The 19026-nt window shown below is 67.0% G+C and carries 19 protein-coding genes; 8 read left to right on the top strand and 11 right to left on the bottom strand.

The window, feature by feature from the left end; all coding sequences use genetic code 11:
* Positions 1-115 precede the first annotated feature (115 nt).
* The 3 genes from HWX25_RS09820 to HWX25_RS09810 all read left to right on the top strand — a co-directional run bounded on the left by HWX25_RS09820 (position 116) and on the right by HWX25_RS09810 (position 3666).
* Entirely contained in the window at positions 116-1399 is a 1284-nt protein-coding gene (locus tag HWX25_RS09820; protein WP_059532761.1) for an MFS transporter, read from the top strand.
* Between the two features lie 158 nt (positions 1400-1557).
* Positions 1558-2163, top strand: coding sequence for a nitroreductase family protein (locus tag HWX25_RS09815; RefSeq protein ID WP_059692334.1), 606 nt, complete (start codon positions 1558-1560; stop codon positions 2161-2163).
* 252 nt (positions 2164-2415) lie between these two features.
* A complete protein-coding gene (locus tag HWX25_RS09810; RefSeq protein WP_059820576.1) occupies positions 2416-3666 on the top strand; it encodes an Hsp70 family protein in 1251 nt (416 codons plus the stop codon).
* A gap of 102 nt (positions 3667-3768) precedes the next feature.
* Here HWX25_RS09810 and HWX25_RS09805 read toward each other — a convergent pair whose 3' ends face one another.
* The gene (locus HWX25_RS09805) at positions 3769-3972 is read right to left on the bottom strand and encodes a cold-shock protein (protein ID WP_006477070.1); all 204 of its coding nucleotides are present in this window, start codon (positions 3970-3972) and stop codon (positions 3769-3771) included.
* Between the two features lie 420 nt (positions 3973-4392).
* On the opposite strand from HWX25_RS09805, the gene HWX25_RS09800 reads away from it, so the two are divergent.
* Positions 4393-5991, top strand: a complete 1599-nt coding sequence (locus HWX25_RS09800; protein ID WP_175908384.1) for an APC family permease — start codon at positions 4393-4395, stop codon at positions 5989-5991.
* Positions 5992-6099: 108 nt separating this feature from the next.
* Here the strand turns inward: HWX25_RS09800 and HWX25_RS09795 are convergent, their stop codons facing one another.
* The 7 genes from HWX25_RS09795 to HWX25_RS09765 form a co-directional block, all read right to left on the bottom strand.
* Positions 6100-6891: a class III extradiol ring-cleavage dioxygenase gene (locus tag HWX25_RS09795; protein ID WP_175908383.1), complete on the bottom strand. Its 792-nt coding sequence runs from the start codon at positions 6889-6891 to the stop codon at positions 6100-6102.
* Between the two features lie 220 nt (positions 6892-7111).
* Positions 7112-7708 carry a UbiX family flavin prenyltransferase gene (locus HWX25_RS09790; protein ID WP_059692331.1) on the bottom strand — a complete coding sequence of 199 codons (597 nt, stop codon included), beginning with the start codon at positions 7706-7708 and terminating at the stop codon, positions 7112-7114.
* 13 nt (positions 7709-7721) lie between these two features.
* Complete coding sequence (grxD, locus tag HWX25_RS09785) at positions 7722-8033, bottom strand: Grx4 family monothiol glutaredoxin (RefSeq protein WP_011883132.1); 312 nt, start codon at positions 8031-8033, stop codon at positions 7722-7724.
* A gap of 67 nt (positions 8034-8100) precedes the next feature.
* Positions 8101-8943 (bottom strand): peptide chain release factor N(5)-glutamine methyltransferase, encoded by an 843-nt coding sequence (prmC, locus tag HWX25_RS09780; protein WP_175908382.1) that lies wholly within the window; start codon positions 8941-8943, stop codon positions 8101-8103.
* Positions 8944-8950: 7 nt separating this feature from the next.
* Positions 8951-10033 (bottom strand): peptide chain release factor 1, encoded by a 1083-nt coding sequence (gene prfA / locus HWX25_RS09775; protein ID WP_059532743.1) that lies wholly within the window; start codon positions 10031-10033, stop codon positions 8951-8953.
* Positions 10034-10114: 81 nt separating this feature from the next.
* Positions 10115-11413, bottom strand: a complete 1299-nt coding sequence (gene hemA, locus HWX25_RS09770) for a glutamyl-tRNA reductase (RefSeq protein ID WP_059465273.1) — start codon at positions 11411-11413, stop codon at positions 10115-10117.
* 26 nt (positions 11414-11439) lie between these two features.
* Positions 11440-12201, bottom strand: a complete 762-nt coding sequence (locus HWX25_RS09765) for a response regulator transcription factor (protein ID WP_059820571.1) — start codon at positions 12199-12201, stop codon at positions 11440-11442.
* 171 nt (positions 12202-12372) lie between these two features.
* On the opposite strand from HWX25_RS09765, the gene HWX25_RS09760 reads away from it, so the two are divergent.
* The 4 genes from HWX25_RS09760 (at position 12373) to HWX25_RS09745 (ending at position 15694) form a co-directional block, all read left to right on the top strand.
* Positions 12373-12627, top strand: coding sequence for a hypothetical protein (locus HWX25_RS09760; RefSeq protein WP_059449757.1), 255 nt, complete (start codon positions 12373-12375; stop codon positions 12625-12627).
* An 18-nt stretch (positions 12628-12645) separates the two neighbouring features.
* Positions 12646-14460 carry an aminopeptidase P family protein gene (locus tag HWX25_RS09755; protein WP_059532737.1) on the top strand — a complete coding sequence of 605 codons (1815 nt, stop codon included), beginning with the start codon at positions 12646-12648 and terminating at the stop codon, positions 14458-14460.
* Between the two features lie 62 nt (positions 14461-14522).
* A complete protein-coding gene (locus HWX25_RS09750) occupies positions 14523-15074 on the top strand; it encodes a cysteine hydrolase family protein (protein ID WP_059820569.1) in 552 nt (183 codons plus the stop codon).
* Complete coding sequence (locus HWX25_RS09745) at positions 15071-15694, top strand: HAD-IA family hydrolase (protein WP_059532732.1); 624 nt, start codon at positions 15071-15073, stop codon at positions 15692-15694. Before HWX25_RS09750 ends, HWX25_RS09745 begins: the two co-directional genes overlap by 4 nt.
* A 137-nt stretch (positions 15695-15831) precedes the next feature.
* On the opposite strand, the gene ettA is transcribed toward HWX25_RS09745, so the two are convergent.
* From ettA to gcvA, 3 genes are all read right to left on the bottom strand, one after another.
* Positions 15832-17499 (bottom strand): energy-dependent translational throttle protein EttA, encoded by a 1668-nt coding sequence (ettA, locus tag HWX25_RS09740; RefSeq protein WP_059532730.1) that lies wholly within the window; start codon positions 17497-17499, stop codon positions 15832-15834.
* A gap of 189 nt (positions 17500-17688) precedes the next feature.
* On the bottom strand, positions 17689-17997 hold the full coding sequence (locus HWX25_RS09735) for a DUF3761 domain-containing protein (protein WP_059532727.1): 309 nt from the start codon (positions 17995-17997) through the stop codon (positions 17689-17691).
* Between the two features lie 89 nt (positions 17998-18086).
* The gene (gcvA, locus tag HWX25_RS09730) at positions 18087-19004 is read right to left on the bottom strand and encodes a transcriptional regulator GcvA (protein WP_175908381.1); all 918 of its coding nucleotides are present in this window, start codon (positions 19002-19004) and stop codon (positions 18087-18089) included.
* Positions 19005-19026: the final 22 nt, after the last annotated feature.

The following is a 19026-nucleotide window of genomic DNA, read 5'->3' as shown; positions in this document are numbered from 1 at the left end:
CAGACGAATGCCAGGTATCGGCCCGGGTCAGCCGATGCAGCGTGCGGCGGAGGTGGCCCGGTGGTGAGGCGGGGCAGGCGCGCGGGCGCCGGGCCGCCAACTGGAGAGCGACGACATGAACTGGGCAGTGACACGAATCGGCGGGCGTTTCCATTACGGATGGCTCGCGGCGGCGGTGGTTTTCCTGATCCTGCTGGCCGCGGCCGGCACGCGCGCGACACCGAGCGTGCTGATGGTGCCGCTCGAGCGCGAACTCGGCTGGAGCCGCGCGGCGATTTCGCTGGCGATTTCGGTGAACATCGCGCTGTACGGCCTGACGGGCCCGTTCGCGGCCGCGGCGATGCAGCGCTTCGGGCTGCGGCCGACGATCCTGACCGCGCTGGTGACCATGAGCGCGGGCGTCGCGTTGTCGTCGATGATGACGCAGAGCTGGCAGATGGTCGTGATCTGGGGGCTGATGGTCGGCTGCTCGACGGGTGTCGTCGCGCTGACGCTGTCGGCGACCTTCGTCACGCGCTGGTTCCATGCGCGGCGCGGCCTGGTGATGGGCATCCTGACGGCGAGCACGGCCACTGGCCAGCTCGTGTTCCTCCCGATGCTCGCGGCGATCGCGCAGCGACACGGTTGGCGGCCGGTCGTGCTGGTCGTCGCGGTGGCGGCCGCGATCGTGATTCCGCTGGTCGCGTTCCTGCTGCCCGAGCGGCCGGCCGACGTGAAGCTGCGCCCGTACGGCGAGCCGGCCGATGCGCCGGCCGCGCCCGACGCGACGAAGGAGAACCCGCTCGCGGTCGCGTTCCGCACGCTGCTGACGGCGAGCCGCTCGCGCGACTTCTGGCTCCTGTTCTTCAGCTTCTTCATTTGCGGTGCGAGCACCAACGGCTATGTCGGCACGCACCTGATCGCGATGTGCAGCGATTACGGGATGACCGAAGTGCAGGGCGCATCGCTGCTCGCCGCGATGGGCGTGTTCGATCTGTTCGGCACGACGCTGTCGGGCTGGCTGTCCGACCGCTACGACAACCGCGTGCTGCTGTTCTGGTATTACGGGTTGCGCGGGTTGTCGCTGATCTACCTGCCGCATGCGTTCGGCATCGATTTCTTCGGGCTGCCGCTGTTCGCGATGTTCTACGGGCTCGACTGGATCGCGACCGTGCCGCCGACGGTACGGCTCGCCACCGACGTGTTCGGCAAGGCCGCGGCGCCGGTCGTGTTCGGCTGGATCGTCGCGGGCCACCAGCTCGGTGCGGCATTCGCGGCGCTCGGCGCGGGGCTGCTGCGTGCCAGCCTCGGCACCTATACGATCGCGTCGATGATCTCGGGCGGGCTCTGCATCGTCGGCGCGCTGATCGTGCTGCGGATCAACCGCGGCCCGTCCCGCGCGGCCGCGCAGGCCGCCTGAGCGCGGTGTTCCGGCCGGCCCGTGCGCGGGCGCGGCCGGTCAATGCGGAATCGGTGATTTGCATTGCGCGGGATGACCGGGCGCGTGACGCCTCAAGCGGTTATGCTTGCGGTTCGCCGGGCGTTCGCGCCCCTTCATCGATGTCAGCGAGGAACCGCATGTCCGTCAAACCTGCACCCACCACTGTTTCGATTCACGACCTGATCGCGGGCCGCTGGAGCCCGCGCGCGTATTCGGACGAGCCGATCAGCGGCGCCGATCTGCATGCGGTGCTCGAAGCCGCGCGCTGGGCGCCGTCCGCGTACAACGCGCAACCGTGGCGCTTCATCGTGTTCGACCGCACGCAGGACGAAGCGGCGTTCAAGCGCGCATTCGCGACGCTGGTGCCGTTCAACCAGGGCTGGAACGCACCGGCGCCGGTGCTGATCGCCGTGACCGCGCACACGCTCACGCCGAAGGGCGAGCCGGCGCCGACCGCGCTGTACGACGCGGGCGCGGCTGCGATGTCGCTGGTGCTGCAGGCGCATGCGCTGGGTCTCGCCGCACACCAGATGAGCGGCTTCGACGCGAAGGCGTTCCGCGACGCATTCGAGATTCCGGCCGACGTCGCGATTCCGGCGATCATCTCGCTCGGCCACTACGGCAACGTCGACAAGCTCGATCCGGTGCTGCGCGATCGCGAAAAGGCGCCGCGCACGCGTCACGCGATCGGCGAAGTCGTCTATGCGGGCGCATGGAAGAAGGGTTTCGACGCCGCAGCCTGATCCGCAAGCGGGCAGGCGTTCGTCGAGCACACGGTCCGCGTCAGTTGCCGGCGCGCCGCAAGCGGGCGGCGTAGAGGCGTGGCGTAGGATCCCCTGTCCGCACCCGTCGCCGGCGCGCCGCGGGTGCGCCCGATCGCGGCGCCGGGCCGGTTGCACCGGCATCGGTGGGCGATCCGGTTGTGATCCGGCGGGCTTCATGTTAAAAAGCCCGTCCTTTCCGTTTTCGCGCCGGCCATGCAGCGGCACCTTCCCATGACTTACTGCGCGATCGATTTCGGCACGTCCAATTCCGCCGTGGCACTGCCCGACGGCGACGGCATGCGCCTCGCGCCCGTCGAGGGCGACCACCTGACGCTGCCCACCGCGATCTTCTTCAACAACGACGAGCAGACGGTCGAATATGGCCGTGCGGCGCTCGCATCCTATATCGACGGTTTCGACGGCCGCCTGATGCGCTCGATGAAGAGCATCCTCGGCTCGCCGCTCGCGGAAACCACGACGGATCTCGGCGACGGCAGCGCGATGGCGTACACGGAGATCATCGCACGCTTCCTGACGCACCTGAAGCGCAAGGCCGAAGCGCGCGCCGGCGCGCCGATCGGGCGCGCGGTGCTCGGCCGGCCGGTGTTCTTCGTCGACGACGATCCGCGCGCCGACCGCCTCGCGCAGGACCAGCTCGAAGCGGCTGCGCAGTCGGTTGGTTTCACGGACGTGCATTTCCAGTACGAACCGATCGCGGCCGCTTTCGACTACGAGTCGCGCCAGCAGGCCGAGCGGCTCGTGCTGGTCGCCGACATCGGCGGCGGCACGTCGGATTTCTCGCTGGTGCGCGTCGGGCCGGAGCGCATGGCGCGCCTCGAGCGCAAGGATGACGTGCTCGCGCACCACGGCGTGCACGTCGCGGGTACCGATTACGACCGTCGCGTCGAGCTGGCGGCGATCCTGCCGGCGTTCGGCTACCGCTCGCTCGATCCCGAGGGGCGCGAGCTGCCGAACCGGATCTATTTCGACCTCGCGACCTGGCATCTGATCAACACGGTCTATACGCCGAAGCGGCTGGGCGAGCTGAAGCTGATGAAGCATCTGTACCAGGATGTACGGCAGTACGACCGGCTCACGCGTGTGGTCGAGCAACGGCTCGGGCATGCGCTGATGGCGCGCGCGGAAGAAGCGAAGATCGGCGTGGCGGCGGGCGGGGAGACGATGATCGACCTGAACGACGTGGAAGAGGATCTACAGATCGCGTTCGACGCCGAACGCCTCGTCGATGCGAGCGTGGACGACACCGCGCGCATCGTCGATGCCGCGCGCGAAACGGTGCGGCTTGCGGGTATCGCGCCGCGCGACGTCGGCGCGCTGTATTTCACCGGCGGCTCGACCGGGCTCGCGTTCCTGTCGGGTGCGCTCGCGGGTGCGTTCCCGGATGCGCAGCCGGTGTTCGGCGATCGCCTCGCGAGCGTCGCGACCGGGCTCGGCATTCACGCGCAGCGGCTGTTCGGCTGACCGAACGCCATTCGGATCGGCGGCGGCCGCAAGGCTGCCCGCGCCGGAAAACAAAAAGCCCCGCCGAAGCGGGGCTTTTTTACACGAAATATCGCGCCGAACTTAGACCGGACGGATGTTCGCAGCTTGCAGACCCTTCGGGCCCGTCTTCACTTCGAATTCAACCTTCTGGTTTTCTTGCAGCGTCTTGAAGCCTTCGACGCGGATTTCCGAGAAGTGCGCGAACAGATCGTCGCCGCCGCCTTCCGGGGTGATGAAGCCGAAGCCCTTTGCGTCATTGAACCACTTGACGGTACCGGTTGCCATGTTACTTGTTCCTAAAAAGATAAAACGGGGCCGAGGCCCATGGGTGCGGAAAATCAAGGAAGGGGGTAATGGGACCAACCGGAGTACCGTTGATGGGCGAACTACGAAAGAACCAATTCACTCGCCGCTTGAAATCCTGCAACGTCGTTTATACGGCTATTCGGGCGCGCGGTCAACCGTATTTCCATGCACTCAGGGTTATTGCGGAGTTAAGGTTTACAAACCTTGCAAACGACGCGAATTTTTTGTAGGGGCCGAACGATTTTGGCGCCAACTTGCAGGTGCAACCGTTAAACTACGCGCCGCGTGGAAGGGTTGCCCCGATCGGGTGATCCTTCCCCCCAAAATTGCATGCGCGGTGCTATCCGAGCCGATCCCGGACAGCGGGCCGACCATGCTTTTTGAGACATAGGAGAGGATGTGAAGAGTTCTATTCAACGGAACATCGGCCCGTTTGCACTCATGCTGACGGGACTGGGTTCGATTATCGGCTCGGGCTGGCTGTTCGGCGCCTGGAAGGCTGCGAAGATTGCCGGTCCGGCGGCGATTTGCGCATGGATCATCGGCGCGGTCGTGATTCTCGCGATTGCACTGACGTATGCCGAACTGGGCGCGATGTTCCCCGAGTCGGGCGGCATGGTGCGCTACGCGCGCTACTCGCATGGGTCGCTGGTGGGCTTCATCAGCGCGTGGGCGAACTGGATCGCGATCGTATCGGTGATTCCGATCGAGGCGGAAGCATCGATCCAGTACATGAGCACGTGGCAGTATCCGTGGGCGCACGCGTTGTTCGTGAACGGCGAGCTGACGACACCCGGCCTGCTGCTGTCGGCCGTGCTGGTCGTCATCTATTTCATGCTGAACTACTGGGGCGTCAAGGCCTTCGCGCGTGCAAACACCGCGATCACGATCTTCAAGTTCCTGATCCCCGGCCTCACGATCCTCGGCCTGATGATGTCGAGCTTCCATTCGGAAAACCTCGGCACCGCGTCGAATGCAAGCTTCGCGCCGTACGGCTGGTCGGCCGTGCTGACCGCGGTCGCGACGAGCGGCATTGTGTTCGCGTTCAACGGCTTCCAGAGCCCGGTGAACCTGGCCGGTGAAGCGCGCAATCCGTCGCGCAGCGTGCCGTTCGCCGTGATCACGTCGATCCTGATCGCACTCGTGATCTACGTGCTGCTGCAGATGGCGTACATCGGCTCGGTGAATCCGGCCGACGTCGCGAAGGGCTGGTCGCACTTCAACTTCTCGTCGCCGTTCGCGGAACTCGCGATCGCGCTGAACCTGAACTGGCTCGCGATCCTGCTGTATGTCGATGCGTTCATCAGCCCGAGCGGCACCGGCACGACCTACATGGCGACGACCACCCGCATGATCTACGCGATGGAGCGTAACAACACGATGCCGAAGATGTTCGGCAACGTGCACCCGATCTACGGCGTGCCGCGCCAGGCGATGTGGTTCAACCTGCTCGTGTCGTTCATCTTCCTGTTCTTCTTCCGCGGCTGGAGCTCGCTCGCGGCGGTGATTTCGGTTGCGACGGTGATCTCGTACCTGACCGGCCCGATCAGCCTGATGGCGCTGCGCCGCGCGGCGACCGACATCGAGCGTCCGCTGTCGATCCCGCTGATGAAGCTGATCGCACCGTTCGCGTTCGTCTGCGCGTCGCTGATCCTGTACTGGGCGAAGTGGCCGCTGACGGGCGAAATCATCCTGCTGATGATCGTCGCGCTGCCGGTGTATTTCTACTTCCAGGCGAAGTCGGGCTGGACTGGCTGGGGCGCCGACCTGAAGGCCGCCTGGTGGCTGGTCGCGTACCTGCCGACGATGGCCGTGCTGTCGCTGATCGGCAGCAAGGAGTTCGGCGGTTACGGCGTGCTGCCGTACGGCTGGGACATGCTGATCGTCGCGGCCATCTCGCTGGTGTTCTACTTCTGGGGCGTGAACACGGGCTACCGAACCCAGTATCTCGACGAGCGTGAGTCGCACGACGAGATCCTCGAAGGGGTCGGTGCCTGACGCCTGACCCGCCACCGGAATCGGCGGTGGCGGAAAGCGTTAAAAAAGCCCGTCCGAGCGCTGCTCGGGCGGGCTTTTTGTTTGCGGCCACCGGCGGTGTCGCCGGATTCAGGCGGCCGCGCTCGCGAACACGTAGTTCGTCATCGCGAGCACGCGTTGATACGTGCCGAGCGACTGGATGCCGAGCTGGTAGTCGTCGTCGGCCGCGCCGAGCGCGGTGAACACCGGCAGCAGGTGTTCGTCGGTCGGATGCATCAGCGCCGCATGCGGCGCCTGCCGGCGATAGTCGAGCAGCGCGTCGACATCGCGCGCGGCGAGCTTCGCCTCGAACCAGTCGGTGAATTCCGCGACGCGCGGGTCCGCATCCTCGGGTGCCGCGCTGAAATCGGCCGCGCGCAGGTTGTGCGTGATCTGGCCCGAGCCGATCACCATCACGCCTTCGTCGCGCAGCGGCCGCAGCGCGCGGCCGAGCGCGAAGTGATGGGCGGCGTCCGCGCGCGGCTGGATCGACAACTGCGCGACGGGCACGTCGGCTTTCGGGAACATCAGTAGCATCGGCACCCACGCGCCGTGATCGAGGCCGTGCTCGGTCGTCGCGGTCGCGATGCCGGCTGCATTCAGCAGCACGGCCGCCCGTTCGGCGACCTCGGGCGCACCTGGCGCCGGGTACTGGATTTCGTACAGCGCGCGCGGGAAGCCGTAGAAGTCGTGGATCGTTTCAGGATGCGCGGCCACGCTCGCGACCGGCTGTTGCGTGCCCCAGTGCGCGGACAGCATCAGCACCGCGCGCGGACGCGGCAATTCGGCGCCGAGGTGCGTGAACGCACCGGAGGGGAGTGTCGGGTCGATCGGCAGCGTCGGGGCGCCGTGGGACAGGTAAAGCGAGGGCAAGCGGTTCATGGTGGGGAGCCTGCAAAAGGGATTTGCCTGTGACTATAGATGCACACCAAACATTGATAAACCGGCTAAATGGAATTTGATTGAATCTTGCTTGTTGGTAATTGGGCGGCTTCGGGCCTTCGATGGCAGGTCGAGGCTTGAGATTGCCGGATCGAGCGGGAAGGCGGCTGAATCAGCGAAGATGCATGAAGAACGGCGCCGAAGCGCCGTGTCGAGCGGCTTACTCCGCCGGCCGGATGCCAGCCCACGGCGTCGTCATCGGTGCACTGAGTGCGAACAGATCCAGGACGCGGGTGACGGTCTGGTCGACGAGTTCCTCGATCGTCTTCGGCATCGCGTAGAACGCGGGCAGCGGGGGAAACACGATGCCGCCCATTTCCGTCACGGCGGTCATGTTGCGCAAATGCGCGAGGTTGAACGGCGTTTCGCGCACCATCAGCACGAGGCGGCGGCGTTCCTTCAGCGTGACGTCGGCCGCGCGCGTGATCAGGTTGTCCGACAGGCCGTGCGCGACGCTCGCGAGCGTCTTCATCGAGCAGGGCGCGATCACCATCCCGTCGGTCGCGAACGAACCGGATGCGATCGTCGCGCCGACATCGCGCACCGAATGCACGACATCCGCCCGGCTTTCGACCTCGGCCTTCGACAGCTTCAGTTCATGCTGGATATTGAGCCAGCCGGCGTTCGAAACCAGCAGATGCGTTTCGACGCCGCCGGCGGCGCGCAGCAGTTCGAGCAGCCGCACGCCATAGACCGCGCCGGTGGCACCGGTGATCGCGACGATCAGCCGGCGTGGCGGCGCGCTGGGAGATGCCATCGGGAAGGGGACGTTACGCGGCGGCGAACAGTTGCTGCAGTTCGCCGGACTGGTACATCTCCATCATGATGTCCGAGCCACCGATGAATTCGCCCTTCACGTACAGCTGGGGAATGGTCGGCCAGTTCGAGAATTCCTTGATGCCCTGGCGGATTTCGTCGTCTTCCAGCACGTTGACCGTCTTGAACTGGTCGACGCCGCAGGCCTTCAGCACCTGCACGGCGCGGCCCGAGAAGCCGCACATCGGGAATTGCGCGTTGCCCTTCATGAAGAGCACGACCTGGTTTTCGTCGACGATTTGCTTGATACGTTGTTGGGTGTCCATGTCTGACCTTGCGTTTGCGGGGCGTTAGAACGAAATGATAGCGGATTTCAACCGGGCGGGCCGGCCATCAGCCGGGCCGGCGGCCGCCCGTCGTGCGTTCGATCGCGGCCAGATCGGCGAGCGATTCGACCGCGATGAAGCCGCGTGACAGGAGCAATGCGCGCACGGCTTCGGCCTGGTCGTAGCCGTGCTCGATCCATAGCGTGCCGCCGGGTTTCAGATACGCGCCGGCGCCGGCGACGATCGTGCGGATCGCGCTGAGACCGTCGGCATCGTCGGTGAGCGCGCCGCGCGGCTCGAACCGCAGGTCGCCCTGCACGAGGTGCGGATCGTGCTGCGCGATGTACGGCGGGTTGCTGACGATCGCGTCGAACGCGAGCAGCGGATCGAGCGCGGCGTACCAGTCGCTCTGCAGCCAGTGCAACGGGCCACCGGGGCGGCGCGCGTCGAGCAGCTTGTTCGCGTTGCGTTGCGCGACTTCGAGCGCGGCCGGCGAACGGTCGAGCGCCCACACGCGCGCATCGGGCCGTTCGGCGGCGATCGACACGGCGATCGCACCGCTGCCGGTGCCCAGATCGAGCACCGCCGGATGCGGCCGTCCGTCGATCGCGTCGAGCGCGGCTTCGACGAGCAGCTCGGTTTCCGGGCGCGGGATCAGCACGTCGGGCGTGACGTCGAACGGACGGCCGAAGAATTCGCGCATCCCGACGAGCTGCGCGACCGGCTCGCCGGCCGCGCGGCGCGCTTCGAGCGCGCGGTAGCGCGCGATCGCGGCCGGTTCGAGCGGGGCGTCGCCGCGCGTGATCAACTGCGTGCGGGTCCAGCCGAGCGCGTGCGCGAGCAGCACGCGCGCATCGACCGGGTCGAGCGGCGACGCGCGCAGCAGTTCGTCGGCGGTGGTGTCGGGCATCGCGACCTCAGTCGGTGTCGCCGAGCGACGCGAGCAGTTCGGCCTGGTGTTCGGTGACGAGCGCGCCGATCAGTTCGTCGAGATCGCCGTCCATCAGCGCCTCGAGTCGGTACAGCGTCAGGTTGATCCGGTGATCGGTCATCCGGCCCTGCGGGAAGTTGTACGTGCGGATCCGTTCCGAGCGGTCGCCGGAGCCGATCAGGCTCTTGCGCGTCGCCGCTTCCTTCGCGTGCTGCTCGTGATACTGCTTGTCCTTGATGCGCGCGGCGAGCACTTTCAGCGCGCGATCCTTGTTCTTGTGCTGGGAACGGTCGTCCTGGCACTCGACGACGATCCCGGTCGGGATGTGCGTGACGCGCACCGCCGAATCGGTCTTGTTGATGTGCTGGCCGCCCGCGCCCGACGCGCGGAACGTGTCGATCCGCAGGTCGGCCGGATTGATCTCGACCTCGCCGATCTCGTCGGCTTCCGGCATCACCGCGACCGTGCAGGCGGACGTGTGGATGCGCCCCTGCGTCTCGGTCGCCGGCACGCGTTGCACACGATGGCCGCCCGATTCGAACTTCAGGCGCGAGTAGGCGCCCTGGCCCGCGATCCGCACGATCACTTCCTTGTAGCCGCCGAGGTCCGACGGGCTCTCCGACATCATCTCGACCTGCCAGCGCTGGCGTTCCGCGAAGCGCAGGTACATGCGCAGCAGGTCGCCCGCGAACAGCGCCGATTCGTCGCCGCCGGTGCCGGCGCGGATTTCGAGGAAGATGTTGCGGTCGTCGTTCGGGTCCTTGGGCAGCAGCATCTTCTGCAATTCGCCTTCGAGGCGAACCATGCGTTCGCGCGCGCTGCGAATTTCCTCTTCGGCGAAATCGCGCATCGACGCATCGGCGAGCAGTTCCTGCGCGGCCGTCTCGTCGCTGCGCGACTGGCGCCACAGCGCGTATTGCTCGACGACCGGGCCGAGTTCCGCGTGTTCACGCGTCAGCTTGCGGTACTGGTCGAGGTCGGCCGTGACGTTTTCGCGGCTCAGCAGGTCGTTCAGTTCGGCCAGCCGGATAGACAGCTGGTCGAGCTTGCGTTGCATGCTCGTCTTCATGGTGTGGAGCGGCGCTCCCGGGCAAGGGTATTCGGAAAGGATAGGCCGGCTCGCGGCCGGCGGCAGGGCAACCGGCCGGCGCTAGTGGCCGGACTGGTCGTTCGAGCGAGGCGCGTGCTGGTAGAAGCCGCGCATCAGGTCGATCAGCGAATCGCGGTCGGCGCCGTTCACGCGGTTGAGCGCGCTCGTCGGGCCGTGGATCAGCTTGTTGGTGAGCGCCTGCGACAGCGCTTCGAGGACTGCCGCCGGATCGTCGCCGCGCGCGAGCAGCTTTTGCGCCTTCTCGACTTCCGCGCGGCGCAGCGCGTCGGCCTGCGTATGCATGTGACGAATCACCGGCACGACGCTACGCGTGTCGAGCCACTGCATGAAATTCTGCACACGCGTCTCGATGATCGTCTCGGCTTGCGCAACCGCGGCCTGGCGCGATGCGTTGCCTTCGCGCACGATCGCGCCGAGATCGTCGACGGTGTAGAGGAACACGTCCTTCAGCTTGCCGACTTCCGGCTCGATGTCGCGCGGTACCGCGAGGTCGACCATGAAGATCGGCCGATGGCGGCGTGCCTTCACCGCGCGTTCGACCGCGCCGAGGCCGATGATCGGCAGCGTCGACGCGGTGCACGACACGATGATGTCGAATTCGTGCATGCGGGCGGGCAGATCCGACAGCGGCATCGCGCGCCCGTTGAAGCGTTCGGCGAGCCGCTGGCCGCGTTCGGCCGTGCGGTTCGCGACGACAAGCTCGCGCGGGCTCTGCGCGGCGAAGTGCGTCGCGCACAGCTCGATCATCTCGCCGGCGCCGATGAACAGCACGCGCTGATCCGAAACCTTTTCGAAGATGCGCTGCGCGAGGCGGACGGCGGCGGCGGCCATCGACACCGACTGCGCGCCGATCTCGGTCGTGCCGCGCACTTCCTTCGCGACAGCGAACGTGCGCTGGAACAGCTGGTTCAGGTAGGTGCCGAGCGCGCCGGCTTCCGTCGCGGTGCGCACCGCGTCCTTCATCTGGCCTAGAATCTGCGTTTCACCGAGCACCATCGAGTCGAGGCCAGACGCGACGCGGAATGCGTGCCGGACCGCTTCCGACTGCGGCAGCGCGTAGACGTGCGGCGCGAGCTCGTCGACCGGAATCCGGTGGTACTCCGACAGCCAGCGAATCGCCCCCTCGCGTGCGGCACGATCATCGGTGGCGCAATAGAGTTCGGTGCGGTTGCAGGTGGAGAGGATCGCCGCTTCGGGCGCATTGGGCGCTTGGGGGCCGAGGAACACGTTCTTGAACGTGACGAGAGCCGGCTTGATTTGCTCGAGCGGAAACGCCACGCGTTCGCGCAGGGCGACAGGCGCAGTGTGGTGGTTGATTCCGATCGTGAGGAGTTGCATATCGAGGGCTATCGTTTAGCGGCATATTATAGCGTTTCGGTGATTTCCTCACTCGCGGCATACCGGGCATCAGCATGGCGTGGCCTCGAATTTGGGGGCTCGATCGGCACGCGGTCGAGCTGATAGCCGAAGCCGTAGAGCGGCAGAAGCCGGTAGCCATGCTCGGGAAGTAGCTGCAGCTTGCTGCGCAGCCGGGACGCGTGCGTGTCGAGCGTGCGCGACTTCATGTCGCGGCGGCGGGCCCACACGGTTTCGAGGATATGAGCGCGCGACACGGGCCGGGACAGGTTCGCGAACAGCAGTTGCGCGAAGCGGAACTCCTTCGGCGTGAGCGCGACGACCACGTCGCCGAAGCGCACGAGGCCGTGGGTCGCATCGAAGGCGTATTCGCCATACATTTCGCGCGACCGATTCGGCGGCCGCCGGACGCCGGCGCGCCGGCTCAGTGCATTCACCCGTGCGAGCAGCTCGGGCCCGCTCACCGGGCGCACGAGGCAGTCGTCGGCGCCCGCGTGCAGGCATGACACGACTTCGCTTTCGCGCGGCAGTTGCATCACGGCGATGGCCGGCAGGCCGGGCAGGATCGCTTGCGCACGCGGAATGACTTCCTCGGCCGGCTGATCGCCGGCCCAGTTGCCGGTGATCAGCATGTCGCAGGTATCGGTGGCGAGCCACTCGAAGAACGCGGTGCTGGACGGAAACGCGTGGCACACGTGACCGCCGGCGAAGAGCAGGCGGTTCAGGAGCGCAGCATGACGTGCCTCCGGATCGATCAGGGCGATTCGCATGAGGATTTCTTCAATACGGCTGCCGGTGCGCGCTTGCCATAACGTCGGGTCGGCCCCTACACTCGAATGTTCGCGGCGCCCGGCTGGTCTCGGGTTCGATGGATGAATCGATGCTAGTCGCTGGCAACGTTCACGCCTATGGGACGAATCTGAATTTATAGAAGGCGTCGAATGAACTGGTTTGGAATCCTTGTCCTGGGAGCGGCCGTCGGGCTGTTCGGCCGGTGGCTGCATCCGATGCGGCGCACGGGCCGGCCGGCATGGTGGATCGCGGTGCTCGTCGGCATCGCAGGCGCCGCCGCCGCGCGCATGGCCGGCAATCTCTCTGGACTGTTTTACGATGGCGAAACGCTCGAATGGCCGGTCTGCACCGGTGTCGCGTTCCTCGCCGTAGCCGTGACGGTCGCGGTGTCTGCCCGTCGCTGAAAGCTCTCAGGTGAAATCATGAATGCCCGTCTCCCCGAAGTCTCGTCGGTGCCGGCTCGCCTCGCGCTGTTGCGCGGCGCGATGGTCCGCGAGGACCTGGCCGCCTATCTCGTGCCGTCCGCCGATCCTCACCTGTCCGAGTACCTGCCTGAACGCTGGCAGGCGCGCCGCTGGCTGTCCGGTTTCACGGGCTCGGTCGGCACGCTGGTCGTGACCGCGGATTTCGCGGGCTTGTGGGTCGACAGCCGTTACTGGGTGCAGGCCGAGGCGGAACTCGCCGGCACGGGCGTCCAGCTGATGAAGATGACGGGCGGGCAGCAAAGCGCGCCGCATGTCGACTGGCTCGCGCAGAACGTGCCGGCCGGTGCGACGGTCGGCGTCGACGGTGCCGTGCTCGGCGTCGCGGCGGCACGCGCGCTGACGGCCGCGCTGAGCGCGCGCGGCATCGCGCTGCGCACCGATCTCGACCTGCTCGATGCGATCTGGCCGGAGCGCCCGGGGCTGCCGGGCGACGCGGTGTTCGAGCACGTGGCGCCGCAGGCCGACACGACGCGTGCAAGCAAGCTCGCCGAAGTGCGCCGCGCGATGCACGCGCAGGGCGCGCAATGGCATTTCGTGTCGACGCTCGACGATCTCGCGTGGCTGTTCAACCTGCGCGGCGCCGACGTCAACTTCAACCCCGTGTTCGTCGCGCACGCGATGATCGGCGCCGACCGCGCGACGCTGTTCGTCGCCGACGGCAAGGTGTCGCCGGCGCTGGCCGCGTCGCTCGCGCGGGACGGCGTCGAGGTCCGCGCGTATGACGCCGCGCGCGCGGCGCTTGCTGCGCTGCCCGACGGCGCGACGCTGCTGATCGACCCGCGCCGCGTGACGTTCGGCACGCTCGAGGCCGTGCCGGCCGGCGTGAAGCTGGTCGAGGCCGTGAACCCGTCGACGTTCGCGAAGTCGCGCAAGACGTCCGCCGAGATCGAGCACGTGCGCGTGACGATGGAGCACGACGGCGCCGCGCTCGCCGAATTCTTCGCGTGGTTCGAGCAGGCGGTGAACCGCGAGAAGATCACCGAGCTGACGATCGACGAGCAGCTCACGGCCGCGCGCGCGCGGCGCCCCGGCTACGTGTCGCCGAGCTTCGCGACGATCGCCGGCTTCAACGCGAACGGTGCGATGCCGCACTATCGCGCGACGCCCGAGTCGCACGCGACGATCGCCGGCGACGGCCTGCTGCTCGTCGATTCGGGCGGCCAGTACACGACCGGCACGACCGACATCACGCGCGTCGTGCCGGTCGGCACGGTCAGCGACCTGCAGCGCCGCGATTTCACGATCGTGCTGAAGTCGATGATGGCGCTGTCGCGTGCACGTTTCCCGCGCGGCATTCGCTCGCCGATGCTCGACGCGATCGCGCGCGCGCCGATGTGGGCGGCCGGGCTCGACTACGGCCACGGCACCGGCCACGGCGTCGGCTACTTCCTGAACGTGCACGAGGGCCCGCAGGTCATCTCGCACTACGCGCCGGCCGAGCCGTACACCGCGATGGAAGAGGGGATGATCACGTCGATCGAGCCGGGCGTGTACCGGCCCGGCAAATGGGGCATCCGGATCGAGAACCTGGTCGTGAACCGCGCGGGCGGGCAGACCGAGTTCGGCGACTTCCTCGCGTTCGAGACGCTGACGCTGTGTCCGATCGACACGCGCTGCGTGCTGGTCGAGATGCTGCATGAAGAAGAGCGCGCGTGGCTGAACACGTATCACGCGACCGTGCGCGAGCGCGTCGGCCGGCACGTGAGCGGCGACGCGAAGGCGTGGCTCGACGCGCGCACGCAGCCGATCTGACGCGACGTGCAACGAGCGACAACGGCCGCGCGACGGCCGGACCATGATCGAGAGGGCAAACGATGGCAGACACCGCAGTGATCGTGATCGACATGCAGCGCGGATTGGTGCAGCGGGCGCGGCCCGCGTACCGGCTCGACGACGTCGTGTCGGGCATCAACCGGCTGACGGCGGCGGCGCGCGCGGCGAACGCGCCCGTGTGCTTCGTGCAGCACGACGGCGACGCGGACGACGATATCGTGCCCGGCACGCCAGGCTGGGCGCTGCATGAGGAACTGATCGTCGGGCGTGCCGACTGGCGCATCCGCAAGCGGATGAGCGATTCGTTCCACGACACGCCGCTCGCCGCGCAGCTCGATGGCCACGGCATCCGTTCGGTGCTGATCTGCGGTTATGCGACCGAGTTCTGCGTCGATTCGGCCGCGCGCCGCGCGGCACTGCTCGGCTACCGGACGACTGTCGTGTCCGACCTGCACACGACGAACGAGCGCACGCACCTGTCGGCCGCGCAGATCGTCGCGCATCACCATTTCGTGTGGGAAAACAATACGCTGTCGGGCAATTCGGTGACGCCGCGTCCGCTTGCCGACGTGCTCGCCACGGAGTTCGCATGACGATCAAGGCGGTGGTGTTCGATTTCGGCGGCGTGCTGATCGACTGGAGCCCCGAGTATCTGTACCGGCAACTGATTCCGGACGAAGCCGAGCGCCGCTGGTTCCTCACGCACGTGTGCGCGATGGACTGGGTGATCCGTCAGGACGGCGGGCAGACGATCGACGAAGGAACGAGCGAGCTCGTCGCGAAGTTTCCGGCGCACGAGGCGCTGATCCGCGCGTTCTACGCGCGCTGGCACGAGATGATCGGCGGCGTGCTCGACGAAGGCGCCGCGCTCGTCGACCGGCTCGATGCGCAGGGAATGCCGCTCTTCGGGCTGACCAACTGGTCCGCGCAGACGTTTCCGTATGCGTGGGACAACTTCCCGGTGCTGCGGCGCTTCAAGGACATCGTCGTGTCCGGCCGCGTGAAGCTCGTGAAACCCGATCCGGCGATCTACCGCGAAATGCATGCGCGGATCGATCCGTTCCTGCCGGGCATCGCGCCGCACGAACTCGTGTTCATCGACGACAACGCTAAGAATGCGGCGGCCGCGACGGCGCTCGGCTGGCACGGCATTCATCACACGAGCGCGGCCGCGACCGAGGCGCGTTTGCGCGAGCTGGGCGCGCTCGCGTAGTCTCCCGGCAGCCTACGTCAGACGGATGAAAAAAAAGCGGGCCATGAGCCCGCTTTCTTGTTTTGCCGAACCGGCAGCGGCCGCTTTCCGCATCCGGCTCCGCGTTGCCGCGTTGCCGGGTGCACGGGCCGCGCCGTTCAGCGGCTGATCGGCTTGTAGCGCAGACGCTTCGGCTTCGCGGCTTCTTCGCCGAGGCGCGCACGCTTGTCGGCTTCGTATTCCTGGTAGTTGCCGTCGAAGAACGTGACCTGCGAATCGCCTTCGAACGCGAGGATGTGCGTCGCGATCCGGTCGAGGAACCAGCGATCGTGCGAGATCACCATCACCGAGCCCGCGAATTCGAGCAGCGCGTCTTCCAGCGCGCGCAGCGTTTCGACGTCGAGGTCGTTCGACGGTTCGTCGAGCAGCAGCACGTTGCCGCCGGAGATCAGCGTCTTCGCGAGGTGCAGGCGGCCGCGTTCGCCGCCGGACAGGTTGCCGACGATCTTCTGTTGATCGCCGCCCTTGAAGTTGAAGCGGCCGATGTATGCCCGCGACGGCGTTTCGTACTTGCCGACCGTCAGCACGTCGGCGCCGCCCGAGATTTCCTCGAACACCGTCTTCGAGCCGTCGAGCGCGTCGCGGCTCTGGTCGACGTACGCGAGCTTCACGGTCGGACCCATCACGACTTCGCCCGAATCCGGTTGTTCCTTGCCGGTCAGCATCTTGAACAGCGTCGACTTGCCGGCGCCGTTCGGGCCGATGATGCCGACGATCGCGCCGGCCGGAATCTTGAAGTTCAGGTTGTCGATCAACAGGCGGTCGCCGAACGACTTGCTGACGTTCTTGAACTCGATCACTTCATTGCCGAGGCGGTCGCCGACCGGAATGAAGATTTCCTGCGTTTCGTTGCGCTTCTGGTATTCCTGGCTGTTCAGCTCCTCGAAGCGCGCGATACGCGCCTTCGACTTCGCCTGGCGGCCCTTCGGGTTCTGGCGCACCCACTCCAGCTCCTTCTTGATGGCCTTCTGGCGCGCCGATTCAGACGCTTCTTCCTGCTTCAGGCGCTCTTCCTTCTGGTCGAGCCAGCTGCTGTAGTTGCCCTTCCACGGAATGCCGTGGCCGCGATCGAGTTCGAGAATCCACTCGGCCGCGTTGTCGAGGAAGTAGCGATCGTGGGTGACGGCGACGACCGTGCCCGGGAAACGCACCAGGAACTGCTCGAGCCAGTCGACCGATTCGGCGTCGAGGTGGTTGGTCGGTTCGTCGAGCAGCAGCATGTCGGGCTTCTCGAGCAGCAGCTTGCACAGCGCGACGCGGCGCTTTTCGCCGCCCGACAGGTGTTCGATCTTCGCGTCCCACGCCGGCAGGCGCAGCGCGTCGGCGGCCACTTCGAGCTGCTGCTCGGGGCTGCCGCCGTCGCTCGACGCGAGGATCGCTTCGTACTTCGCCTGCTCGGCCGCGAGTGCGTCGAAGTCGGCGTCCGGTTCCGCGTATGCGGCGTAGATTTCCTCGAGCTTCTTGTTCGCCTGGAACAGGTCGCCGAGGCCTTCCTCGACGGCTTCGCGCACAGTTTTCGTCGGGTCGAGCTGCGGTTCCTGCGGCAGGTAGCCGATGTTCAGGTTCGGCATCGGCGTTGCTTCGCCTTCGATTTCGTTGTCGACGCCCGCCATGATGCGAATCAGCGTCGACTTGCCCGAGCCGTTCAGGCCGAGCACGCCGATCTTCGCGCCGGGAAAGAACGACAGCGAGATGTCCTTCAGGATCTGGCGCTTGGGCGGCACGATCTTGCCGACCCGGTTCATCGTGAAAACGTATTGGGCCATTTGGGTGTGAAAGTCAGAAAGGGTTGAGACTGCCGCGCAGCGCGCGGGCGTGCGTGGCGTCGGGTGATTCGGTACGGAGCGTGCCGCGCGGGGCGCGGCGGTGTCGCCGCGGGTTGGCGGCGCGAGCGCGTATTGTACTTCGCCGCCGGCTGCCGCTGGCGCCGCGCAGGCCATCCGGCCGACCCGCGTTCACAGCCACGCGGCGACGCCGCCGTGCCCCGAGCAGGTGCCGCGCCGATGGCGGCTGAAGCTGTACGTGCCGTCGCGGCAGCGCGCGCTCGCGCCTTCGGGCACGCGGCCCGATTTCGAGTGGGCCGGCGCATGGACGGTGTCGCCGTCGCGATTGCGGTATGTGTCGTGCCGGTCGAGGTCGGCCTCGTTGGCGTAGCCGGGCGACGCGCGATACGCATGCGCCGCGGGCGGCAGGGCGGCGCACGCGACGAACAGCGCGGCCGACAGGGTCGCGATGCGCGTCATGCGGCGGAGCAGGGCTGGCATGGTCGCTCTCCGGATGTCGTTGTCGGTTGCGGGCCGCATGTTAGCCGATCGGCCGACGATCGTCGTCGCCGCCCTGCGGATCAGCGACGCTACGCCGCGCCGGTCATCGACGCCGCTCCGTCGGCCAGTGCGGCCTCGAGAATCCATCGGCGGAACGCGGCGACTTTTGCGCGTTCCGCATGATGCGGCGGATAGACGAGGTAGTACGCGAAATCGTCGAGCCACGCGACGTCGGCCAGCTGCACGAGCCGGCCGCTCGCGAGCTCGTTGCGCACCATCGCCGCCGGCAGCAGGCCGGCGCCCTGGCCGGCGAGGATCGCTTGCAGCAATAGGCCGGAATCGTCGAATGCGGGGCCGCGCGGCGGGCCGAAATCGGCGATTCGCTGCGCGTCGAACCAGATGTGCCAGCCCTTGCGCTCGGCATCGTGCAGATGCGGCCATCCGGCCAGCTCGGCGGGTGTGGCCGGCATGCCCAGCCGCGCGACGAGTGCCGGCGCCGCAAGCGCGACGATCTCCACGGTCAGCAGCCGTTCGCTGCAGAGGCCGATGTAGCGGCCGAGACCGTGACGGATCGCGACGTCGACGCCGTCGCGCGAGAAATCGGCGAGCGCGTGGCTCGTGACGATCTGCAGGTCGACGCCCGGGCACGCGTCGCGAAACTGCGCGAGGCGCGGCACGAGCCACGCGGACGCAAAAAAGGGTGTGACGCTCACCGTCAGCACGCTGCTGTCGGCGGCACCCGACACGCGCTGCGACGCGTCGGCGATTTGCCGGAACGCGTTGCGCACGGGCGGCAAGTAGTCGCGGCCCGCGGCGGTCAGCAGGATGCCGCGATTCACGCGCTCGAACAGCTGTACGCCGAGGTGCGCCTCGAGCGTGCGGATCATCTGGCTCACCGCACCCGGCGTGACCGACAACTCCTCGGCCGCCGATTTCACCGACAGGTGGCGGGCGGCAGCCTCGAACGCACGCAACGCGTTGAGCGGTGGCAGGCGGGAACGGATCATTGAGTTTTTCTAAATCGAAAGA

The organism is Burkholderia sp. BCC1640, from assembly GCF_902833125.1.
Lineage (GTDB): Bacteria > Pseudomonadota > Gammaproteobacteria > Burkholderiales > Burkholderiaceae > Burkholderia > Burkholderia diffusa.
This window is presented reverse-complemented; position numbering and strand designations above follow the sequence as displayed.